Annotated in this window: 16 protein-coding genes; 11 read left to right on the forward strand and 5 right to left on the reverse strand. The window is 61.6% G+C overall.

What is annotated here, in order from left to right:
• Positions 1-153 precede the first annotated feature (153 nt).
• The 7 genes from MHH62_RS04865 to dhaL all read left to right on the forward strand — a co-directional run bounded on the left by MHH62_RS04865 (position 154) and on the right by dhaL (position 7,515).
• Complete coding sequence (locus MHH62_RS04865) at positions 154-1,641, forward strand: sugar ABC transporter ATP-binding protein (protein WP_060767524.1); 1,488 nt, start codon at positions 154-156, stop codon at positions 1,639-1,641.
• The gene (locus tag MHH62_RS04870) at positions 1,638-2,615 is read left to right on the forward strand and encodes an ABC transporter permease (protein WP_014718193.1); all 978 of its coding nucleotides are present in this window, start codon (positions 1,638-1,640) and stop codon (positions 2,613-2,615) included. Before MHH62_RS04865 ends, MHH62_RS04870 begins: the two co-directional genes overlap by 4 nt.
• 34 nt (positions 2,616-2,649) lie before the next feature.
• Positions 2,650-3,657, forward strand: a complete 1,008-nt coding sequence (locus MHH62_RS04875; protein WP_014718192.1) for a substrate-binding domain-containing protein — start codon at positions 2,650-2,652, stop codon at positions 3,655-3,657.
• Between the two features lie 153 nt (positions 3,658-3,810).
• On the forward strand, positions 3,811-4,566 hold the full coding sequence (locus MHH62_RS04880; protein ID WP_020301588.1) for an SDR family oxidoreductase: 756 nt from the start codon (positions 3,811-3,813) through the stop codon (positions 4,564-4,566).
• A gap of 27 nt (positions 4,567-4,593) precedes the next feature.
• Positions 4,594-5,709: an erythritol/L-threitol dehydrogenase gene (locus tag MHH62_RS04885; RefSeq protein WP_019817618.1), complete on the forward strand. Its 1,116-nt coding sequence runs from the start codon at positions 4,594-4,596 to the stop codon at positions 5,707-5,709.
• A 156-nt stretch (positions 5,710-5,865) separates the two neighbouring features.
• A complete protein-coding gene (locus MHH62_RS04890) occupies positions 5,866-6,867 on the forward strand; it encodes a dihydroxyacetone kinase subunit DhaK (protein WP_014718189.1) in 1,002 nt (333 codons plus the stop codon).
• A gap of 3 nt (positions 6,868-6,870) precedes the next feature.
• Positions 6,871-7,515: a dihydroxyacetone kinase subunit DhaL gene (gene dhaL / locus MHH62_RS04895; RefSeq protein ID WP_019817619.1), complete on the forward strand. Its 645-nt coding sequence runs from the start codon at positions 6,871-6,873 to the stop codon at positions 7,513-7,515.
• Positions 7,516-7,648: 133 nt separating this feature from the next.
• Here the strand turns inward: dhaL and sohB are convergent, their stop codons facing one another.
• Positions 7,649-8,674: a protease SohB gene (gene sohB, locus MHH62_RS04900; RefSeq protein ID WP_014718187.1), complete on the reverse strand. Its 1,026-nt coding sequence runs from the start codon at positions 8,672-8,674 to the stop codon at positions 7,649-7,651.
• Positions 8,675-8,868: 194 nt separating this feature from the next.
• On the opposite strand from sohB, the gene MHH62_RS04905 reads away from it, so the two are divergent.
• Together MHH62_RS04905 and MHH62_RS04910 are read left to right on the forward strand one after the other, a co-directional pair.
• Positions 8,869-9,579 carry a histidine phosphatase family protein gene (locus MHH62_RS04905; RefSeq protein ID WP_014718186.1) on the forward strand — a complete coding sequence of 237 codons (711 nt, stop codon included), beginning with the start codon at positions 8,869-8,871 and terminating at the stop codon, positions 9,577-9,579.
• A 56-nt stretch (positions 9,580-9,635) separates the two neighbouring features.
• Complete coding sequence (locus tag MHH62_RS04910; protein WP_014718185.1) at positions 9,636-9,950, forward strand: SCP2 sterol-binding domain-containing protein; 315 nt, start codon at positions 9,636-9,638, stop codon at positions 9,948-9,950.
• A gap of 191 nt (positions 9,951-10,141) precedes the next feature.
• On the opposite strand, the gene MHH62_RS04915 is transcribed toward MHH62_RS04910, so the two are convergent.
• Positions 10,142-12,778 (reverse strand): hypothetical protein, encoded by a 2,637-nt coding sequence (locus MHH62_RS04915; protein ID WP_060767413.1) that lies wholly within the window; start codon positions 12,776-12,778, stop codon positions 10,142-10,144.
• Positions 12,779-12,976: 198 nt separating this feature from the next.
• Here MHH62_RS04915 and MHH62_RS04920 point away from each other — a divergent pair, with 198 nt between their 5' ends.
• Positions 12,977-14,353 carry a VOC family protein gene (locus MHH62_RS04920; protein WP_020301592.1) on the forward strand — a complete coding sequence of 459 codons (1,377 nt, stop codon included), beginning with the start codon at positions 12,977-12,979 and terminating at the stop codon, positions 14,351-14,353.
• A gap of 855 nt (positions 14,354-15,208) precedes the next feature.
• On the opposite strand, the gene MHH62_RS04925 is transcribed toward MHH62_RS04920, so the two are convergent.
• Entirely contained in the window at positions 15,209-15,433 is a 225-nt protein-coding gene (locus MHH62_RS04925) for a DUF465 domain-containing protein (protein WP_060764685.1), read from the reverse strand.
• Positions 15,434-15,608: 175 nt separating this feature from the next.
• On the opposite strand from MHH62_RS04925, the gene tkt reads away from it, so the two are divergent.
• Complete coding sequence (gene tkt / locus MHH62_RS04930; RefSeq protein WP_336826282.1) at positions 15,609-17,666, forward strand: transketolase; 2,058 nt, start codon at positions 15,609-15,611, stop codon at positions 17,664-17,666.
• A gap of 58 nt (positions 17,667-17,724) precedes the next feature.
• On the opposite strand, the gene MHH62_RS04935 is transcribed toward tkt, so the two are convergent.
• Complete coding sequence (locus tag MHH62_RS04935) at positions 17,725-20,244, reverse strand: excinuclease ABC subunit UvrA (RefSeq protein ID WP_339232588.1); 2,520 nt, start codon at positions 20,242-20,244, stop codon at positions 17,725-17,727.
• Positions 20,241-21,953 (reverse strand): ATP-binding protein, encoded by a 1,713-nt coding sequence (locus MHH62_RS04940; RefSeq protein WP_003191866.1) that lies wholly within the window; start codon positions 21,951-21,953, stop codon positions 20,241-20,243. The genes MHH62_RS04935 and MHH62_RS04940 overlap by 4 nt, the downstream gene beginning before the upstream one ends.
• Positions 21,954-22,039: the final 86 nt, after the last annotated feature.

Below are 22,039 nucleotides of genomic sequence, written 5' to 3' on the forward strand. Positions count from 1 at the left end.
GCCCTATACCAAGGCAATAACCGCGTCAAAGATGAGAATCACACCTTTTAAGTGAAAGAGATTGACTGATCAGAATTTCATTTGATACACATATGATCACAGCGAAACATGACTGTGCGACCTAATAAGAATTCACAGCACGAGGACACGCCGATGGCCACGCCATTACTGCTCCAGGCTGAACATGTCGCCAAGGCTTACGCCGGGGTGCCAGCCCTGCGCGACGGGCGCCTTTCTCTGCGCGCCGGCAGCGTCCACGCCCTGTGCGGCGGCAACGGTGCCGGCAAGTCGACCTTCCTGAGCATCCTGATGGGCATCACCCAGCGTGACGCCGGCAGCATTGTGCTCAACGGCGCACCGGTGCAGTTCAATCGCCCGAGTGAAGCCTTGGCCGCGGGGATCGCAATGATCACCCAGGAGCTCGAACCCATCCCCTACATGACCGTCGCCGAAAACATCTGGCTGGGCCGCGAACCGCGCCGCGCCGGTTGCATCGTCGACAGCAAGGCCCTCAATCGCCGCACCCGCGAACTGCTCGAAAGCCTGGAGTTCGACGTCGACGCCACCAGCCCCATGCACCGCTTGAGCGTGGCGCAGATGCAACTGGTGGAAATCGCCAAGGCGTTCAGCCATGACTGCCAGGTGATGATCATGGACGAGCCCACCTCGGCCATCGGCGAGCGCGAGGCCGAAACCCTGTTCAAGGCGATTCGCCGCCTTACCGCACGCGGTGCCGGCATCGTGTACGTGTCCCATCGACTGAGCGAACTGGCGCAGATCGCCGATGACTACAGCATCTTCCGTGATGGCGCCTTTGTGGAAAGCGGGCGCATGGCCGATATCGACCGCGACCACCTGGTGCGCGGCATTGTCGGCCAGGAACTGACGCGCATCGACCACAAGGTGGGCCGCGAATGCGCGGCCAGCACCTGCCTGCAGGTCGACCACCTGAGCCGCAACGGTGAGTTCCACGACATCAGCCTGCAACTGCGCCGTGGCGAGATCCTCGGCATTTATGGGTTGATGGGCTCCGGGCGCAGTGAATTCCTCAATTGCATCTACGGCCTGACCGTGGCGGATGCCGGCAGCGTTACCTTGCAAGGCAAGCCCATGCCCATCGGGCAGCCCAAGGCGACCATCGACGCCGGCATGTCGCTGGTCACCGAAGACCGCAAGGACAGCGGCCTGGTGCTGACCGGCAGCATCCTGTCGAACATTGCACTGTCGGCCTATAAGCGCTTGTCGAGTTGGTCGCTGATCAACGCACGCAAAGAGGCGCAACTGGCCGAGGAGATGGTCAAGCGCCTGCAGATCAAGACCAGTTCCCTGGAGCTGCCGGTGGCGTCCATGAGCGGCGGCAACCAGCAAAAGGTGGTGCTCGCCAAATGCCTGTCCACGGAACCGGTGTGCCTGCTCTGCGATGAACCCACCCGCGGCATCGACGAAGGCGCCAAACAGGAGATCTACCACCTGCTCGACCAGTTTGTGCGGGCCGGTGGCGCAGCCATTGTGGTGTCGTCAGAAGCACCGGAACTGCTGCACTTGAGCGACCGCATCGCCGTCTTCAAAGGTGGCCGGCTGGTCACTATCAGCACCGACACCGCCCTTTCCCAGGAAGCCTTGTTGAGTCTTGCCTCATGAATGCCAAAACCATCGTTGCCCCCGTTACCGCCGCGCCGCGCAACCGCCTGCGCCTGTCCCTCGACCGCTTCGGCCTGCCGCTGGTGTTTATCCTGCTGTGCGTGGTGATGGCGTTTTCCAGTGAGTACTTCATGACCTGGCGCAACTGGATGGACATCCTGCGCCAGACCTCCATCAACGGCATTCTCGCCGTGGGCATGACCTATGTGATCCTGACCAAGGGTATCGACCTGTCGGTGGGGTCGATCCTGGCGTTCGCCGGGTTGTGCAGCGCCATGGTCGCCACCCAGGGTTATGGCCTGTTGGCGGCGGTCAGCGCAGGGATGTTTGCCGGCGCGATGCTCGGGGTGGTCAATGGTTTCATGATCGCCAACCTGTCGATCCCGCCGTTCGTGGCCACCCTCGGCATGCTCAGCATCGCGCGGGGCATGACCTTTATTCTCAACGACGGCAGCCCGATCACCGACCTGCCCGACGCCTACCTGGCCCTGGGCATCGGCAAGGTCGGCCCGGTGGGCGTGCCGATCATCATCTTCGCCGTGGTCGCGCTTATTTTCTGGATGGTGCTGCGCTACACCACCTACGGCCGTTATGTGTATGCGGTGGGCGGCAATGAAAAAAGCGCACGCACCTCCGGCATTGGCGTGCGCAAGGTGATGTTCTCGGTGTACGTGGTCTCGGGCCTGCTCGCCGGGTTGGCCGGCGTGGTGCTGTCGGCACGCACTACCTCTGCCCTGCCCCAGGCCGGGGTTTCCTATGAGCTGGACGCGATTGCCGCGGTGGTGATCGGCGGCACCAGCCTGTCGGGCGGTACCGGCAGCATCGTCGGCACCTTGTTCGGGGCCCTGTTGATCGGCGTGATCAACAACGGCCTGAACCTGCTCGGCGTGTCCTCCTATTACCAGCAGGTCGCCAAGGGCCTGATCATTGTGTTCGCAGTACTGATCGACGTGTGGCGCAAGAAGAAACGCTGAAGAACGACCCATAACAATAACCGGAGTTCTACTTATGAAACTGGGTACCACCCTGGCCGCCGCGGCGGCCCTCTCCCTGCTCGCCAGCAGTATCGCCCTGGCCGCCGACGGCAAGACCTACAAGATCGGCGCAGCCGTCTATGGCCTCAAGGGGCAGTTCATGCAGAACTGGGTTCGTGAGCTCAAGGAGCATCCGGCCGTCAAGGATGGCACCGTGCAGTTGACCGTGTTCGACGGCAACTACGACGCCCTGACCCAGAACAACCAGATCGAAAATATGGTGACCCAACGCTACGACGCGATTCTGTTCGTGCCGATTGATACCAAGGCCGGCGTCGGCACCGTCAAGGCCGCCATGAGCAACGACGTGGTGGTCATCGCCTCCAATACGAAAGTAGCCGATGCCAGCGTGCCGTATGTGGGTAACGACGACGTGGAAGGCGGCCGCCTGCAGGCCCAGGCCATGGTCGACAAGCTCAACGGCAAGGGCAACGTGGTGATCATCCAGGGCCCGATTGGCCAGTCGGCGCAGATCGACCGGGAAAAAGGCGAGCTGGAAGTGCTGGGCAAACACCCGGACATCAAGATCATCGAAAAGAAAACCGCCAACTGGGACCGCGCCCAGGCCATGACCCTCACCGAAGACTGGCTCAACGCCCACCCCAAGGGCATCAATGGCGTGATCGCCCAGAACGACGACATGGCCCTGGGCGCCGTGCAGGCCTTGAAGTCCCATGGCCTCACCGCCAAGGATGTGCCCGTTACCTCTATCGACGGCATGCCGGATGCGATCCAGGCGGCGAAAAAGGACGAAGTCACCACCTTCCTCCAGGATGCCCAGGCCCAATCCCAAGGCGCACTGGACGTGGCCCTGCGCGCCCTGGCAGGCGAGGACTACAAGCCGCAATCGGTGATCTGGGAGCGCTACGCCAAGGACGTGAAATGGGCCGACGGCACAGCCAAGAACTACATCCTGCCCTGGGTGCCGGTGACCAATGCCAATGCGGATGCGCTGTACAAGCAAGTCAGCGGCGGTAAGTAGTCGTTGAGTTGAAATTCGATCAAGTGTGGGAGCTGGCTTGCCTGCGATGCAGGCACCTCGGTGCATCAGGTAGACCGGGTCGATGCAATCGCAGGCAAGCCAGCTCCCACATTGGACCAAGTTCTACCTTTTGATCTGTATGGGGAGTCATTCATGTCTGGTTTCTGGAACCAAGCCTTCGACCTCAGCGGCCGTTGCGCGGTGATCACCGGTGGCGCCGCCGGCATCGGCCTGGCCTGCGCCACCTTGCTGGCGGAACGCGGCGCAAGGGTGGCGCTGCTGGACCGCGATCCGGCCGTGGTTGAGGTGGCCGCCAGCCTGGGTGCCGGGCACCTGGGCATTGCCGTCGACCTCGGGAAGATCGACCAGATACAACCGACCGTCGACAAGGTGTTCGCACATTTCCAGCGCCTGGATTACCTGATCAACAGCGCAGGCGTGGTGCTGCTGGACAAGGCCATCGACGTCAGCGAAAGCGCCTGGGACACCACCCTGGACATCAACCTCAAGGCCAGCTTTTTCATGGCTCAGGCCTGCGCCAGGCACATGATCGCCCAGGGCAGCGGGCGCATCGTCAACCTGGCGTCCCAGGCCGCCGTGATTGGCCTGGACCGTCACGTCGCCTACTGCGCCAGCAAAGCCGCCATCGTCGGCATGACCAAAGTATTGGCTATGGAGTGGGCGCCGCAGGTGAACGTCAATGCTATCTCCCCCACCATCGTCGAAACCGCCCTGGGTAAAAAAGCCTGGGCCGGCGAGGTGGGTGAGCGGGCCAAATTGCAGATCCCGGCAGGTCGCTTTGCCCAGCCGGAAGAAATCGCCGGGCTGGCGCTGTACCTGCTCAGCGATGCCGCGCAGATGATCACCGGCGCCAACATGGTGATCGACGGCGGTTACAGCATTCAGTAATTCATCGTTATGTCGTGAGGTTTTGTCATGTCCACTGTCACCGAACGCACACCTGAACAACTCGCCCCGAGCATCCCGAAAACCATGCAGGCTGTGGTCTGCCACGGCCCGGAAGACTACCGCCTGGAAACCGTCGACGTGCCCACCCCCGGCCCCGACGAGATCCTGACCAAAGTCGAGCTGTGCGGCATTTGCATGGGCGATATCAAGACCTATCGCGGCGCGCCGTCGTTCTGGGGCGATGCCGAACAACCGCGCTACGTGAAGCCACCGATGATCCCCGGGCATGAGTTCGTGTGCCGCGTGGTCGCCCTTGGCCCAGGCGCCGAGAAGCGCGGCGTGGCCGTGGGCGACCGGGTGATCTCCGAGCAGATCGTGCCGTGCTGGGGCTGCCGCTTTTGCAACCACGGCCAGTACTGGATGTGCCAAAAGCACGACCTGTATGGCTTCCAGAACAATGTGCAGGGCGCCATGGCCCAATACATGATCTTCACCAAGGAAGGCATCATCCACAAAGTACCGGAATCCATCGCCCCCGATGAAGCGATCCTGATCGAGCCGCTGGCCTGCTCGCTGCACGCGGCGGAACGCGCCAATGTCGACCATGACGACATCGTGGTGGTCGCCGGCGCTGGCACCCTGGGCCTGGGCATCATCGGCGCGGTGCGGTTGCGCAACCCGAAAAAACTCATTGTGCTGGACATGAAACCCGAACGCGCCGCCCTCGCCCTGCGCCTGGGCGCCGATGAAGTGTGGAACCCGGCCGAGGTGGATGTGCTGGCGAAAATCCGCGAAATCACCGATGGCTACGGCTGCGACATTTATATCGAAGCCACCGGGCACCACAAGGCGGTGAACCAGGGCCTGGCGATGCTGCGCAAGCTGGGACGCTTTGTCGAATTCAGCGTGTTCAATGACGAGGCCACGGTGGACTGGTCGATCATTGGCGACCGCAAGGAGCTGGATATCCTCGGCTCACACCTGGGACCGTATATGTACCCAAGGGCCATCGACTTTATCGGCAACCGCAAGATCGACATGCGCGACGTGGTGACCCACAAGTTTGCGCTGGCGGATTTCAAGGAAGCGTTTGCAGTGATGGAGCGCGGCGACAAGTCGCTGAAGGTTGTGCTCGAACCCTGATCTGAGTAACAACACAAAACCCTGTGGGAGCTGGCTTGCCTGCGATGACGGTGCATCAGTAAAAAATCCCCAGCTGACACACCGCCATCGCAGGCAAGCCAGCTCCCACAGTGGAATAGTGCCGCCCCTAAGAACAAGAACACAGGAACCCGCGTTATGAATCGAGTCATCAACGATCCCGACCAAGTGGTCGAAGACATGCTGCGCGGCATCCTGGTCGCGCACCCCGAGCTGCGCCAGTACGAAAGCAACCCACGGGTCATCGTCAAGGCCAAGCCCTCAGCCCAGGGCCGCGTTGGCATTGTCACCGGCGGCGGCTCCGGGCATGAGCCGGCGTTCCTCGGTTATGTTGGCCCAGGCCTGGTGGATGCGGTGGCCGTTGGCGAGATTTTTTCCTCGCCCACCGCCAAAAGCTTTTTCGACGCCTTCCGCGCTGCCGACCATGGTGCTGGCGTTGCCTGCCTGTATGGCAACTACGCGGGCGACAACATGAACGTGAAGCTGGCGATGAAAATGGCCGCCAGCAAAGACATGCGCATCCGCACGGTGGTCGCCAACGACGACGTGGCGTCCGCGCCCAAGGCCGACATCGCCAAGCGTCGCGGTGTAGCCGGGGAGATCTTCATGTGGAAGATCGGCGGTGCCGCCGCTGCCCAGCATTACGACCTGGACGGCGTGATTCGGGTGGCGCAGAAAACCGTCGACCACTGCCGCTCGATTGGTATCGGCCTTACGCCCTGCACCATCGCCGCGGTGGGCAAGCCGAACTTCCAGATTCCCGACGGGCAGATGGAATTAGGTATTGGCCATCATGGCGAGCCGGGCATCGAAGTCATCCCGATTGAACCGGCCGCCGCCATGGCCGAGCGCATGCTGGCGCCGATCCTCGCCGACCGCGATTTCAGCCAGGACGACAGCGTGGTGGTGCTGGTCTCTGGCCTCGGCGCCACCCCGGTGATGGAGTTGTATATTTTCTACGCCGAGGTGGAAAAACAGCTCAAGGCCAAAGGTTTGAAGATTCACCGTTGCTACGTGGGCAACTACTTCACTTCCCTGGAGATGATGGGCGTGACCTTGACCCTGCTCGGCCTCGACGCCGAGCTGAAAACCCTGATCGACCAACCCTGCCGCTCCATCGGCATGACCCAGGCGGAGTGAACCATGAGCCAGCATTTTTCCACCCATGATGGCAGCGCCATCGTCGCCGACCTGGTCAGCGTGATCGTGGCCAACCGGGAGTACCTCAGCGAAGTCGACGGCGCTATAGGCGATGGCGACCATGGCATCAACATGGCCAAAGGCTTTGCCCATTGCGGCCGCACGATCGAAGGCCGCCAACTGACCCTGGCCGAAGCTCTGGATGAACTGACCCTGAGCCTGATGGAAGGCATCGGCGGCTCCATGGGGCCCTTGTATGGCAGCCTGTTTATCGGCATGGCCGACGAAGTGCGCGGCAGTGAAGACATCGACGCCGCCACCTTCGCCCGCCTGCTGCGCGGCGGCTTGACCTCGCTGCAGGACATCACCGAAGCGGGCGTGGGCGACAAGTGCTTGATGGATACGTTGATTCCGGCGGTAGAAGCCTTTGAACGGGCGCAGGCGTCGGGGCGTTCTTTCAGCGATGCGCTCGATGCGATGAAAACGGCCGCCTCCCAAGGGCGGGATTCGACCAAGGACCTGGTGGCCAAGATTGGCCGGGCCAGTCGTTTGGGTGAGCGCTCCCTCGGCGTTCTGGATGCCGGGGCCGTGTCGTGCTGCCTGATCCTTACGCAGTTGGCGGACTCGATTAAACCCCGTTTAACCTGACATGACCGAAAACCAATGTGGGAGCGGGCTTGCTCGCGAATGCGGTATATCAGTCAGTAGATTTGCTGGCTGACACTCCGCATTCGCGAGCAAGCCCGCTCCCACAAGGGATTACCTGGTTATCAGTACTGGCTTACCAGAACCGCTGCTGGGTCAAGCGGCTCCACCAGGTCAACAGCACCCGGTCCACCGAACCGCTGGCCGCCAGGCCCACGCGCTCTTGCAGGCTCTTACGCTCGGCATAGTGCAAGTGGAACACTTCGGCGGTCTTGGCCTTGGTAGCCAGGTATTCGTCGCTGGTTTGCAGCTCATCGACCAGTTGCTTGTCGAGGGCAGCGACGCCCAACCACACTTCACCGGTGGCCACCTCGTCAATCGCCAACTGTGGGCGGTAACGCGAGACGAAGTTCTTGAACAGCTGGTGGGTGATGTCCAGGTCCTCCTGGAACTTCTCCCGGCCCTTCTCGGTGTTTTCGCCGAACACTGTGAGCGTGCGCTTGTATTCACCGGCGGTCAGCACTTCAAAGTCGATGTCGTGCTTTTTAAGCAGGCGATTGACGTTGGGCAACTGCGCCACCACGCCAATGGAACCGAGGATGGCGAAGGGTGCACTGATGATCTTCTCGCCGATGCAGGCCATCATGTAGCCGCCGCTGGCCGCCACTTTGTCGATGCATACGGTCAACGGTACGCCGGCCTGGCGGATACGCGCCAGTTGCGAAGAGGCCAGGCCATAGCTGTGCACCATGCCGCCGCCGCTTTCCAGGCGCAGCACCACTTCATCCTTGGGCGTGGCCAGGCTCAGCAGTGCGGTGATTTCATGGCGCAGGCTTTCGGTGGCCGAGGCCTTGATGTCACCGTCGAAATCCAGCACGAATACCCTCGGCTTGGGCTCGGGCTTCTTCTTGTCTTTCTTCTTTTCGGCTTTGCTTTCGGACTTGCGCAGGGCCTTGAGCTGGTCCTTGTCGAGCAGGCTCGACTCCAGGCGCTCGCGCAAGCCCTTGTAAAAATCATTCAGCTTGCTGACCTGCAATTGGCCGGCGGATTTACGACGACCTTTGCTGCGCAGTGCTGCAAAGCTGATCAGTACCACCAGAATAGCGACCACCAGGGTGACGGTCTTCGCCAGAAAGCTCGCGTATTCGGCCAGAAAATCCATATGTCTCCTTAAAAAAAGCACTGCGCCAGGCGCGGATGGCCCCAGCATACCGACGCCACCGCGAAGGAGCCAGTGATCAAACCGCCAGCAGGCGGGCTCCAACGCGCTTTTAAAACAAGCGTATGTTTTTTCATTGACAGCTCGCAGGCATCCTCATAACCTCGCCAGACTTTCAACGTACCGGGAAAACGGACGTGGGCAGCATTTATCTGATTCGACATGGCCAGGCCTCCTTCGGTGCAGACGACTATGACGTCCTCTCGCCCGTTGGCGTGGAACAAGCGCAAGTGCTCGGTCGCCACCTGGCAGACCTGGGCATTGCGTTTGACCGCTGCATCGCCGGCGACCTGCGTCGCCAGCAGCACACTGCCAGCGCCACGTTCGATCAGTACAGCGCCTTGGGCTTGCCGGTTCCGGCGCTGGAAACAGATAGCGCGTTCAACGAGTTCGACGGCGAAGCGATTATTCGCGGCCTGTTGCCCGACCTGCTCAGCAGTGAACCGGATGCCGTGCACATCCTGCGCAATGGCCCGCAGAACCGCAGCGAGTTCCAGCGCATTTTCGCCCTGATCATCGAACGCTGGCTGGCCGGCACCTATGATCCACCGGGGCTTGAAAGCTGGCTGGGGTTTGTCGAGCGGGTTCAGGGTGGCTTGCAGCGTATCCTGGAAGCCGCGAACCACACCGACAAAATCGCCGTATTCACCTCCGGCGGCACCATCACCGCCCTGCTCCACCTGATTACCCGAATGCCTGCCGCCCAGGCCTTCGAAATGAACTGGCAAATTGTTAACACCTCGCTCAACCAACTCAAGTTCCGTGGTCGCGAGGTGGCACTGGCTTCCTTCAACAGTCACGCCCACTTGCAACTGTTGAAGGCGCCGCAGCTCATCACTTTCCGATGAACTGTGGCCAACCGTGACCCCAAGGTCACTGGACTCTACCCTTAAGGATCGAAACCATGACTGACGTAGCTAAAGCCGTAGAAGCAATGAAAGCCAAATTCAACCCAAGCGCTGCCGAAGGCTTGGACCTGGTGTTCGGTTTCCGTATCGACGACACCAAGAATTTCTCGCTGGTGGTCAAGGACAAGACCTGCGAACTCAAAGAAGGCGAAAACCCTGACGCTCAGGTCACCCTGGTGATGGACAGCGAGACCCTGGAAGGCATCGTCGACGGCTCCACCGACGGCATGCAGGCGTTCATGGGCGGCAAGCTGCGCACCGAAGGCGACATGATGCTGGCGATGAAGCTGAGCGAGCTGTTCCCTTCCTGATTCACGGGTAACCCTGAATCCTGATCCCGCCTCCCCGGCGGGATTTTTTTGCCTGCATTCTCGCGGAGAATGAAGACCCCTTGTGGGAGCTGGCTTGCCTGCGATGGCATCTACTCCATTTGCCGGACGCAACGCGGTGCCTGTATCGCAGGCAAGCCAGCTCCCACAGAAAAGCACATCCGCAAGGTTGCTCAGTTTTTGGGTTGCAGCAGTAACGCCACCAACGCGCTCCACCCGGTCTGGTGTGAAGCCCCCAGCCCTCGCCCTGTCTCTCCATGAAAATACTCATGGAACAACACCAGGTCACGACTGGCCGGGTCCTCCTGCAACTGTGCATAGCCCGCCATCGACGGCCGCACCCCGTTTTCATCTCTTAGAAACAACCGCGTCAGCCGCTCGCTGAGGCTGTCAGCCACCTCCTCCAGAGACGCCAGATACCCACTGCCCGCCGGGTACTCCACGGAAAAGTTATCGGCGTAGTAGCGGTGAAACTCGCGCAACGATTCAATCAGCATGTAATTGACCGGCATCCACAGTGGCCCGCGCCAATTGGAGTTGCCACCGTACAAGCGTGAGTCGGACTCACCGGGCTGGTAACTGGCACACAAGGTGTCGCCATTCATCTTCAACGCCAGGGGCTGCTCGGCGAACGCCTTGGACAGGGCGCGCACGCCAAAGGCCGACAAGAACTCCTGATCATCCAGCATGCGCCGCAGCAAATCCTTGGTGCGTTCACCGCGCAGCAGCGCCAGCAACAGGCGGTTGCCCTGCCCCGGTTCGGTCCAGCGCGAAACCAGCTTGGCCAGGTCCGGCCGATGATGCATAAAGCCCAGCAGGCGCTCGCGCAAGCCCTCCAAGCCTTCATGCTCGCGCTGCTCCAGCACCAGCACCGCGAACAGCGGCATTAACCCGACGATGGAGCGCAGGCGCACCGGCTCGCTCTGGCCATCAGGGCGGTGCAGCACGTCATAGAAAAACTGGTCCTGCTCATCCCACAAGCCTTCGGCGCTGTCATCGACGCGGTTAATAGCGCCGGCGATGTAGAGGAAATGCTCGAAAAACTTCACGGCAATATCCACGTACACCCCATTACGCTTGGCCAACTCCAGGCCGATGCGCATCAGGTCCAGGGCATAGGCCGCCACCCAGGCGGTGCCGTCGGCCTGGTCCAACTGGTAACCCGTCGGCAACGGGGCCGAGCGGTCGAACAAGGCGATATTGTCCAGGCCCAGAAAACCGCCCTGGAACAGGTTGCGGCCCTCGGCGTCCTTGCGGTTGACCCACCAAGAAAAATTCAACAGCAGCTTGTGAAAGATCCGCTCCAGGAAATCCATATCGCCCACGCCGGTCAGCGCCTTGTCCTGCTGATATACGCGCCAGCTGGCCCAGGCATGCACGGGCGGGTTGGCGTCGTCAAAGCGCCATTCGTAGGCCGGCAATTGGCCGTTGGGGTGCATGAAGCGGTCCTTTACCAGCAACAACAACTGTTGCTTGGCGTAACCAGGGTCGATCAGCGCGATGGCCACCGCCTGGAAGCCTTGATCCCAGGAGGCGTACCACGGGTATTCCCAGGTGTCTGGCATCGACAGGATGTCGAAGTTGCACAGGTGCCGCCAATGCGTATTGCGGATATGCAGGCGCTCGGGCGGTGGCGCGGGCTGGGCCGGGTCGCCGTCAAGCCACTGGTTCACGTCGAAATAGTACAGCTGCTTGGACCACAGCAGGCCGGCCAGGGCCTGGCGTTGTACAGTGCGCGCATCGTCATCGGCAAGGCCCTGTTGCAACACCGAGTAGAAGTCATCGGCCTCCTGGCGGCGCTGTTCGAACAGTTTGCGCGCATTGACATCGGGCGCGCCCACCGGCGCAAAACGCAGGTAAAGGGTTTTGCTTTCCTGGCCTGCCAGCTCAAGGGTGAAATGCGCGGCCACCTTGGTACCGGCGTCCCGGCGAACGGCCGACTCAACCGCGCCCACCACGTAATCGTTAATGCCATCCTTGAATGGCCCCGGCGCCGGTTGCCCGTCCAGTTTGGGCCGATTGGTTTGGTTTTCGCAGAACAGCCACTGCAACCCGTCCTGGCCCCAGGCACTGAGGTGGCGATCATCGAGTTCATGATGAAGCGCCAGAATCCGCTCGCCGTCCAGCCTCAAGCTGGGCTTGGGTGCATCGAAGGTCCAGCTCCAGTCATTACGCGCCCAGAGCTGGGGCAGCACCTGCAGGCGTGTGGGTTGGTCCGAACGGTTATGCACGGTGACGCGCATGAAAATATCGTCGGGTTGATGCTTGGCGTATTCGACACTGACATCGCAGTAATGGTTATCTGCAAACACACCGGTATCAAGGATTTCATACTCGGCATCATCCAGCCCACGACGGGCGTTTTCGGCGATCAGGTCGGCGTAGGGAAACGCCGCATGGGGGTATTTGTAGAGCATGCGCATGTAGGCATGGCTCGGTACGCCATCGACGAAAAAGTACAGCTCCTTGACGTCTTCACCGTGGTTGCCTTCGGCGTTGTCGAGGCCGAACAGACGCTCCTTGAGAATTGCATCGCGCTCGTTCCACAGCGCCAGGCCCAGGCACCAGCGTTGGGCCTTGTCACTGAAACCGGCCAACCCGTCCTCGCCCCATCGATAGGCGCGGCTGCGAGCGTGTTCATGAGGGAAGTAGGCCCAGGCGTCACCGTCGGCGCTGTAGTCTTCGCGCACCGTGCCCCACTGGCGTTCACTCAGGTACGGCCCCCACTCGCGCCAACGTTCGGCGTGTTGCGTTGCCAGGCGCTGGCCTTCAATGGTGCCCAGCAGGTTGGTTGCGGGTTTGGCCGTCATCGGGTCCTCCTTCACCTACACAGTGAGGCGCAGTGTAGAGCGCAATGACGCCCGCATGCACATGAAGACTTGGACGCAAGGTCAACTCATTCATTTGCAGAATGAAGTCCAGAGGAATCTTCGTTTGCAAGCCGGCCGGCCGCTCAACAAAATCGGGCAAAGGCCACGATCATCGCTCAAGTCATCAGGAATTTTTCTATGCACGCCACCGCCCATGTCAGCCCCGACGAGATCCGCAAGGGCTTTTCCAAGGCCATGTCCGACATGTATCGAGATGAAGTGCCCTTGTACGGCGCGCTGCTTGAGCTGGTGGCCCAGACCAATGCCCGCGTGCTCGACAGCGAACCGGGCCTGGCGCATCAACTGCAACGTACCGGCGAAATCCAGCGCCTGGACATGGAACGCCACGGCGCCATCCGCCTGGGCACCGCTGCGGAACTGGCAACCATCAGCCGTTTATTCGCGGTGATGGGCATGCAACCGGTGGGCTACTACGACCTCACCCCCGCTGGCGTGCCTGTTCACTCCACCGCCTTTCGCGCCGTGCATGAACATGCGCTGCAAACCAGCCCGTTTCGCGTGTTCACCTCATTGCTGCGCCTGGAACTGATCGAAAACCCCGACCTGCGTGCCTTCGCCGAAAGCGCCCTGGCCAAACGCTCGATCTTTACCGCCGAGGCGTTGGCATTGATCGACCAGGCAGAGACCCAAGGCGGCTTGAATGCCAGCGATGCCGAGGCCTTTATCCGCCAGGCCCTGGAGACGTTCCGCTGGCACCACACTGCCACGGTCACCGGCGCCCAATATCAGCAACTGAGCGACCAGCACCGCCTGATCGCCGACGTCGTCGCGTTCAAAGGCCCGCACATCAACCACCTGACGCCACGCACCCTGGACATCGACCAGGTGCAGGCGGCGATGCCTGGCAAAGGCATCACCCCCAAAGCCGTGATCGAAGGCCCACCTCGGCGCCAGTGCCCGATCCTGCTACGCCAGACCAGCTTCAAGGCCTTGGACGAATCCATCGCCTTCACCGATGCCCACGGCAGCCACAGCGCGCGCTTCGGCGAAATCGAACAACGCGGCGTCGCGCTTACGCCTAAAGGTCGCGCCCTGTACGACCAACTGCTGAACGCCGCCCGCGACGAACTCGGCACATTCCCCAATGAAGCCAACGCCGAACGCTATGTGCAATTGATGGAACAGCACTTCCATGCCTTCCCCGATAACTACCCGCAAATGCGTGAGCAGGGCTTGGCGTATTTTCGCTACTTCGTCACCGACAAGGGCTTGGCGGCACGCGGCCAGGTAGACCAGCCACGCACGTTGCAGACGCTGGTCAACGCCGGTCATGTGGCGGTGGAACCGCTGGTGTACGAGGATTTTCTGCCGGTCAGTGCGGCGGGAATCTTCCAGTCAAACCTGGGGGATGGGGCGCAGGGTCACTACGCGGGCAACTCCAACCGGGCAGCCTTCGAGCAGGCGCTGGGGCGCAGCACGATTGATGAGCTGCAGTTGTATGAGCAGACGCAGCAGCGTTCCATGGATATATGTGTTGAAACGCTGTTGAAATGACTGGATGCAAGACCGAACGCCAAGCGTCACGGCCTTGACGGTAACCACGATGCGAAGCGAGTCGCTCTTGATCTGCTTTTGATCTTGATCTTAGGCGCCCCGTTAAACCACGCTGGCCGGAATTCGACAGGGATTTGGGGGTAAACCGGCAGGGATGCCGGTTTAGCCGCCCCGCGCCATGGATGGCGCGTGGCGGCGGCCCCCCAAATCCCTGGCGGATTACGGGCACACCGAGCCTAGGCGAGGTGCCGAGTGGTGGGGCAAGAGCGTTTTGCTAACTTTTGTCTGGGCCGGCATTCCGGCTTTTCAAAAGTGAGCCGCTGTAAAAGCGGAACCCTAAGTGGCCGTTACCGCAGGAATGGATATGCACCCGGTCCAACTGTGTTGACTGTCAGGCCGTCATCGCAGGCAAGCCAGCTCCCACAGTTTGATTGTGGGGTGTCAGGTGGATAGGCGTCGGCTGGGAGGCCGTCTTCGCAGGCAAGCCAACTCCCACATTGGATTGTGGGGTGTCAGGTGGATAGGCGTCGGCTGGGAGGCCGTCATCGCAGGCAAGCCCGCTCCCACAGGCAGCATTTGCAGCCGACCGATTCGGCCCTGTGTTGCATGAATTCTGAGGATGCCCACCCGGCTCAAACAACGCAATCCTTGCGCCGCAACAAGCCCCAGAGCCGAGTGGACGGGGCGCATCATAAGGAGTGAAACGGCACTTGTCCTCCAGACAATTCTGAACAAATGTGCACATTCCGTGTGTGTGGAGGGAGCTTGCTCCCGCTCGGCTGCGCAGCCGCCGCCAATGGGGGCGCTTCGCACCCCAGCGGGAGCAAGCTCCCTCGCCACAGGTTGCGGGTTTGCTTACGCCAGCCGCTGCGCGATTTCGTCTTTGACCAATAGCCGTTTCTTCTTCAGCTTTTCCACATCCTCATCGCTGGCACTGGCTTTTTCCGCTTTTAGCACCTCAGCGTCGGCGTCGTCGTATTGAGTGAGCAGCGCATCCAACCGTTTATCCTGCGCCCTGCGTTCGTGAACAACTTCCTTGCTCAACCCCAAGTCCTGATACAGGTCGTGTTTCACTGGCATGGCGTACCTCCACAGATTGATCGATGGTCTACGCCCTTGAAGCTAGCCCATTCCAACAGCTCTTGTCATGTTTGAGGCCAACAACGTCCCGTTCGTCGCGGCGCAAGCGATGGGATCAAACCTTTGCCCCGCCCCGCCCTCCACTGTAGATCGCCACCCCAGGGAGAACGGTTTTATGAATCACGTTGCCACTGCTGCCGACACCCAATGCATCAACACCCTACGCACCCTGGCCATGGATGCCGTGCAGAAGGCCAATTCGGGGCACCCGGGTACGCCCATGGGCCTGGCGCCGGTGGGTTATACGTTGTGGAGTCGCTTCCTGCGTTATCACCCCGAGCATCCTGACTGGCCCAACCGTGACCGTTTTGTGCTGTCGGTAGGGCATGCCTCGATGCTGCTGTATTCGCTGTTGCACCTGGCCGGCGTGGTGGAAATCGATGCCCATGGCCAGCGCTCGGGCGAGCCGGCCGTCAGCCTGGACGACATCAAGCAGTTCCGGCAGATCGGCTCCAAGACCCCAGGCCATCCCGAGTACCGCATGACCACGGGCGTGGAAACTACCACCGGGCCGCTGGGCCAGGGCTGCGCCAACAGCGTGGGCATGGCCATGGCCGAGCGTTGGCTGGGCCAGCGCTTCAACCGCGACGGCCAGGTGCTGTTTGACTACGACGTCTACACCCTGTGCGGTGATGGCGACATGATGGAGGGCATCAGCAGCGAAGCCGCGTCCCTGGCCGGGCACTTAAAGCTCGATAACCTGTGCTGGATCTATGACAACAACACCATCAGCATCGAGGGCCACACTGAGCTGGCGTTCAGTGAAGACGTAATCCAACGCTTCCAGGCTTATGGCTGGCACACCGTGCACGTCACCGACGCCAATGACTTGCCGGCCTTGAGCGTGGCGCTGGAAACCTTCAAGGCCAACACCGGCGCCCCCACCTTGATCGTGGTGGACAGCGTGATCGGCTACGGCTCACCGCACAAACACAACACCGCTGCGGCCCATGGCGAGCCACTGGGAGAGGACGAGATTCGCCTGACCAAGGCCGCCTATGGCTGGCCGCAGGATTCAAGTTTTCTCGTGCCCGAAGAGGCCCGCACACTGTTGCGCGATGCCCTTTACGAACGCGCCGAGCCGCTGTACGCCGAGTGGAACCAGACCCTCGCCGCCCTCGACCCGCAACGGGCCGATGAGCTGCAACGCATGCGCGCCGGGGAGATGCCCGAGCAATGGCAAGCACACCTGCCCAGCTTTGCCGCCGATGCCAAAGGCGTCGCCAGCCGTGCTTCGGGCGGCGAGGTATTGAATGCCTTCGCCCAACAAATTCCATGGCTGCTGGGCGGTTCGGCAGACCTGTCGCCCTCGACCAAGACCAACCTCACCTTCGACGGTGCCGGGCGTTTCAGCGCGGGTGACTACGGCGGGCGCAACCTGCACTTCGGTATCCGCGAACACGCCATGGGCGCAATTGCCAACGGCATGGCGCTTTCCTACCTGCGCCCGTACACCTCGACCTTCCTGGTGTTCAGCGACTACATGAAACCGCCAATCCGCCTGGCGGCGATCATGGAATTGCCGGTGATCTTCGTGTTTACCCATGACTCCATCGGCGTAGGCGAAGACGGGCCCACCCACCAGCCCATCGAACACCTGACCCAACTGCGTGCCACGCCGGGGCTGTTGACGCTACGGCCGGGCGATGCGAATGAAACCCTTGAGCTGTGGAAGGTGGCGCTGGCACAAACCCATCGGCCCAGCTGTATGGTGTTATCGCGCCAGGCATTGCCGACCCTCGACCGCAACCACTTTGCCGCAGCTTCCGGCGCGGCCAAAGGTGCGTATGTGTTGGCCGACGCGGATCAACCGGAGGTCATCTTGATCGCCACCGGCAGCGAAGTGGGCCTGGCGGTGGCCGCCTATGAGCAGCTCAAAGACCAAGGCATTGGCGCTCGCGTGGTGTCGATGCCCAGTTGGGAGCTGTTTGAAGACCAGGATCAAGCCTACCGCGACAGCGTCCTGCCGCCTGCGGTAAAAGCCCGTGTAGTGGTGGAGCAGGCAGGGCCCTTGGGGTGGGACCGCTACGTCGGGCAGACCGGCGCCAAAGTGGTGATGAACAGCTTCGGCGCCTCGGCACCGCTGGCCAAGTTGCAGGAGAAGTTCGGGTTTACCGTGGAGAATGTGGTGAAGCTGGCCAAAGAGCAGATCCAGCACAACCTCACTGACTAACACGGGGCTTAATGGGGGAGCGGGCTTGCCCCTCCCACATGTTGGGCATCAGCCCCCGTTAGGTCAGTGATTGGGCTAGATAAGGTGCGGTGCGGCTGTGTTTGCTCTTGGCAACCTTGTGGGGCGTGCCGCACGCCACTACCGTTCCGCCCAGGTCCCCTGCCCCCGGGCCGATATCAATCACCCAGTCACTCTGGGCCACCACGCGCATTTCATGCTCCACCACAACCACCGTATGCCCCGCCTCCACCAAGTGATTCAACTGGCTGAGCAAACGATCGACGTCCTTGGGGTGCAAGCCGGTGGTCGGTTCGTCCAAGACATACAAGGTGGCGCCCCGGGCGTTACGTTGCAGTTCAGTAGCGAGCTTGATGCGTTGGGCTTCGCCGCCGGACAGCTCGGTAGCCGGCTGCCCCAGGCGCAGATAACCCAGGCCGATATCGCGCAGCACGACTAACGAGCGCAGGATGCCCGGTTGCTCGGCGAACACCTGCACCGCCTGCTCCACCGTCAGCCCCAGCACCTGGGCGATATTCAAGCCCTGCCATTTGATCGCCAGGGTGTCGGGGTTATAGCGCGCGCCGTGGCAGGTCGGGCATGGCGCGTACACGCTGGGCATGAACAGCAACTCGACGCTGACAAAACCTTCACCCTCACAGTTCGGGCAACGGCCCTTGGCGACATTGAAGGAGAACTGCCCGGCATCGTAATTGCGCTTTTTGGCCGCTGGCGTGGCGGCGAACAGTTTGCGCACGTTGTCGAACAGCCCGGTGTAGGTCGCCAGGTTGGAGCGCGGCGTGCGGCCGATGGGCTTCTGGTCCACCTGCACCAGGCGCTGGATGTGCTCCAGCCCGGCGCTGATGCGCCCGCCACTGGCTTGCGGTGCAGCATCTTCCAGGCTCGGTTCGTCGTCGCTTTCCAGCACACGCCCCAGGCCCGTGCCCACCAGCTCCAGCAGCGCCTGGCTGACCAGGCTGGACTTGCCCGAGCCAGAAATACCGGTCACCGCGGTGAAACAGCCCAGCGGGAAATCCACGTTCAAATCTTTGAGGTTATTTCGCGTCACGCCTGTGAGCTTCAGCCACCCGGCCGGCTCGCGGCTTGGCGCATTGGCCGGGCGAGGTGGGGCAAACAGGTATTCACGGGTCTGCGAGGCCTCGACGTCCGCCAACCCTGCGGGCGGCCCGCTGTACAACACTTGCCCGCCATGCTCGCCGGCAGCCGGGCCCACGTCGATCAGCCAGTCGGCGCGGCGCATGGTTTCCAGATCATGTTCCACCACAAACAGCGAATTGCCCGCGGCCTTTAAACGATCAAGCGCCGTGAACAATGCTTCGCCATCCGCCGGGTGCAGACCCGCCGAAGGCTCATCGAGCACATAAATAACACCGAACAACTGCGAGCCCAATTGGGTAGCCAGGCGCAGACGCTGCAGCTCCCCGGACGACAGGGTCGGCGTACTGCGCTCCAGGGACAGATAGCCCAGGCCCAGTTCGATCAAGGTGTTGACCCGTTCGAGCAGGTCCTGGGCGATGCGTTGGGCCGCCAGGCGTTTTTCCACCGACAGCTTCATCCTGTCCTGTCCCGCAGCCACCGGCCGCAGCAGCTCGGCCAATTGCGCCAAAGACAGCTGCGACAGCTCACCGATATCCACCCCGGCAAACTTCACCGACAGCGCCGCCTGGTTCAGGCGTTTGCCCTCGCACAATAGGCAGGCGCTGCCTTGCATGAACTGCGATACACGCTTTTTCATCAGCGCGCTTTGGGTGTGGGCGAAGGTGTGCAGGATATAGCGCCGAGCGCCGCTGAAGGTGCCTTGGTAGCTGGGTTCGAGCTTGCGTTTCAACGCCTCGCGGGTCTGCTGCGGGGTGAAGCCGGCGTACACCGGTACGGTGGGGGTTTCTTCGGTGAACAGAATCCAGTCGCGCTGCTTTTTCGGCAAGTCGCGCCATGGGATGTCCACGTCATAGCCCAGGGTCACAAGGATGTCGCGCAGGTTCTGGCCCTGCCACGCCAACGGCCAGGACGCCACTGCACGTTGGCGGATGGTCAATGACGGATCGGGCACCATCAGCGCCTCGGTCACTTCATACACACGGCCCAGGCCATGGCATTGCGGGCACGCGCCCTGGGGCAGGTTCGGCGAGAAGTCCTCGGCGTACAACATGGCCTGCCCTTTCGGATAACGGCCGGCGCGGGAATAGAGCATGCGGATCAAGCTCGACAAGGTGGTGACACTGCCCACCGACGAGCGCGCACTGGGTGTACCGCGTTGCTGTTGCAGGGCCACGGCAGGCGGCAAGCCTTCGATGCTGTCTACATCCGGCACGCCGACCTGGTCGATCAAGCGCCGCGCATAGGGCGCCACCGATTCGAAATAGCGGCGCTGGGCCTCGGCATACACTGTGGAAAACGCCAGGGACGATTTGCCGGAGCCAGACACGCCGGTAAACACCACCAGGGCGTCCCGGGGAATATCCACATCGACATTACGCAAGTTATGTTCACGGGCGCCACGCACCCTGACAAAGCCCGCTTGCCGGGCGGTGAGCGGTGGGATGTTGCGCTGTGAAGTCATGGGCAACCTTGTCTTGCGCTTAGCACCCTGCGCACGCGTTGGGTCAGGGCATCGGGGCTGTAGGGTTTGCTCAGCAGGTGGATATCGGCGCTGAGCAGATGATTGGAAGACAGAATGTCGCGGGTATGGCCTGAGGTAAACAGCACCGGCACCGGCGGGTTCTGCGCGCGGGCCCAGGTGGCCAGGTCGGTGCTCTTGACCCGACCGGGCATCACCACATCGGTGAAGATCAGGTCCGGCGACACGCCGCGCTGCAACACTTGCATCGCGCGGTCGCCATCCTCGGCAATCAGTACGGTATAGCCCGACTGCTGCAGCAACTCGACCACCGTCAGGCGTACGCCTTCATTGTCCTCGACCACCAGGATGGTTTCCTGGCCTCCGCCTTGCAGGTCCGCATCACTGTAGTCGTCGAAGCATTCAGGCTCCAGGCAGTGGGGGAAATACATCTGCACCACCGAGCCCTTGCCCTCCTCGCTCCACATGTCCACGTGCCCGCCACTTTGGCGCACAAAACCGAACACCATGCTCAGGCCCAGGCCGGTGCCGTGGCCTTCGCGCTTGGTGGTAAAAAAGGGTTCGAATGCGCGCTTGAGGGTCGCCTCGGACATGCCCACGCCGGTGTCGGCCACTGCCAGGCGCACGTACTCGCCGGGCTTGATGCTTTTACCGATGCAATCGTCCGGGTTGAGGATGACGTTTTCTCCGGTGATACGAATCACACCCTCGCCCTGCATGGCATCGCGGGCGTTGATCGCCAGGTTGAGCAGCGCGTTTTCCAGCTGGTTGCGGTCGACATTGATGCACCAGGAGTCCTGGGGCAGTTGCACGTCGATATGAATGGTTTCCCCCAACGCCCGTTGCAACAACTCGCCCAGGCCAGCGTAGATGCGCTGCGGGTTGTACACCGCCGGAGACAAGGGCTGGCGACGCGCAAAGGCCAGCAGTTGCGACGACAGCTTGGCCCCACGTTCCACGGCGGCGATGGCCGCGGTGACGCGACGTTGCACCTGGGGGTTGTCCGGTTCATGCCTGGCGAGCAAATGCAGGTTGCCGGCGATCACTTGCAGCAAGTTATTGAAGTCATGGGCCACGCCCCCGGTCAGGCCGCCAATCGCTTCCAGCTTCTGTGACTGGCGCAACTGGTCTTCTGCGGCCGACCGCGCCTGCACTTCAGCGGCTACGCGTTGCTCCAGATTATGGGTGAGCTCCTGGCGCACCCGCTCGGACTTCACCAGTTCGGTGGTTTCCACCACAATCGCCAGCACCCCGGCCGGCTGTTGGTTGTCCCCGGCCACGGGGCTGTAATAGAGGTCGAGCCATACGCTTTCCGGTTGGCCGTGACGCGATAGCACCAGTTCCTTGTTATTGAACGACAAGGTGCCGCCCGCCAGGCACGTATCCACCACATGCCGATTGAACTCGGCCACCTCCGGCCAGCCCAGTTCGACCGGAGTGCCCAAGAGGTAGGGATGGCGCCCGCCGGCAAATGCCGAATAGCTGTCGTTGTAGATCATGTACCCTGCCCGCCCCCACAGCATCACCATCGGCACGGGTGAGGCGAGCATCATTTGCACGGTGCAAGCCAGGCTCGTGGACCACTGATCCAAGGGGCCAAGGTCGGTACTTGACCAGTCAAACGTGCGAATCCGCTGGGCCATTTCGCCGGCCCAGCCTTCACAGCCATGGGGGTTGGATAAAAATTGCATGATTGGGCTCTGTGCAGGGACAAGACAGTCGCAAGTTTTGGAGCGCGCCAGCGGTGGATGGTTTCATCCTGAACACAGAGGAATGC

The sequence above is a fragment of the Pseudomonas sp. FSL L8-0168 genome (assembly GCF_037976155.1).
GTDB lineage: Bacteria > Pseudomonadota > Gammaproteobacteria > Pseudomonadales > Pseudomonadaceae > Aquipseudomonas > Aquipseudomonas paracarnis.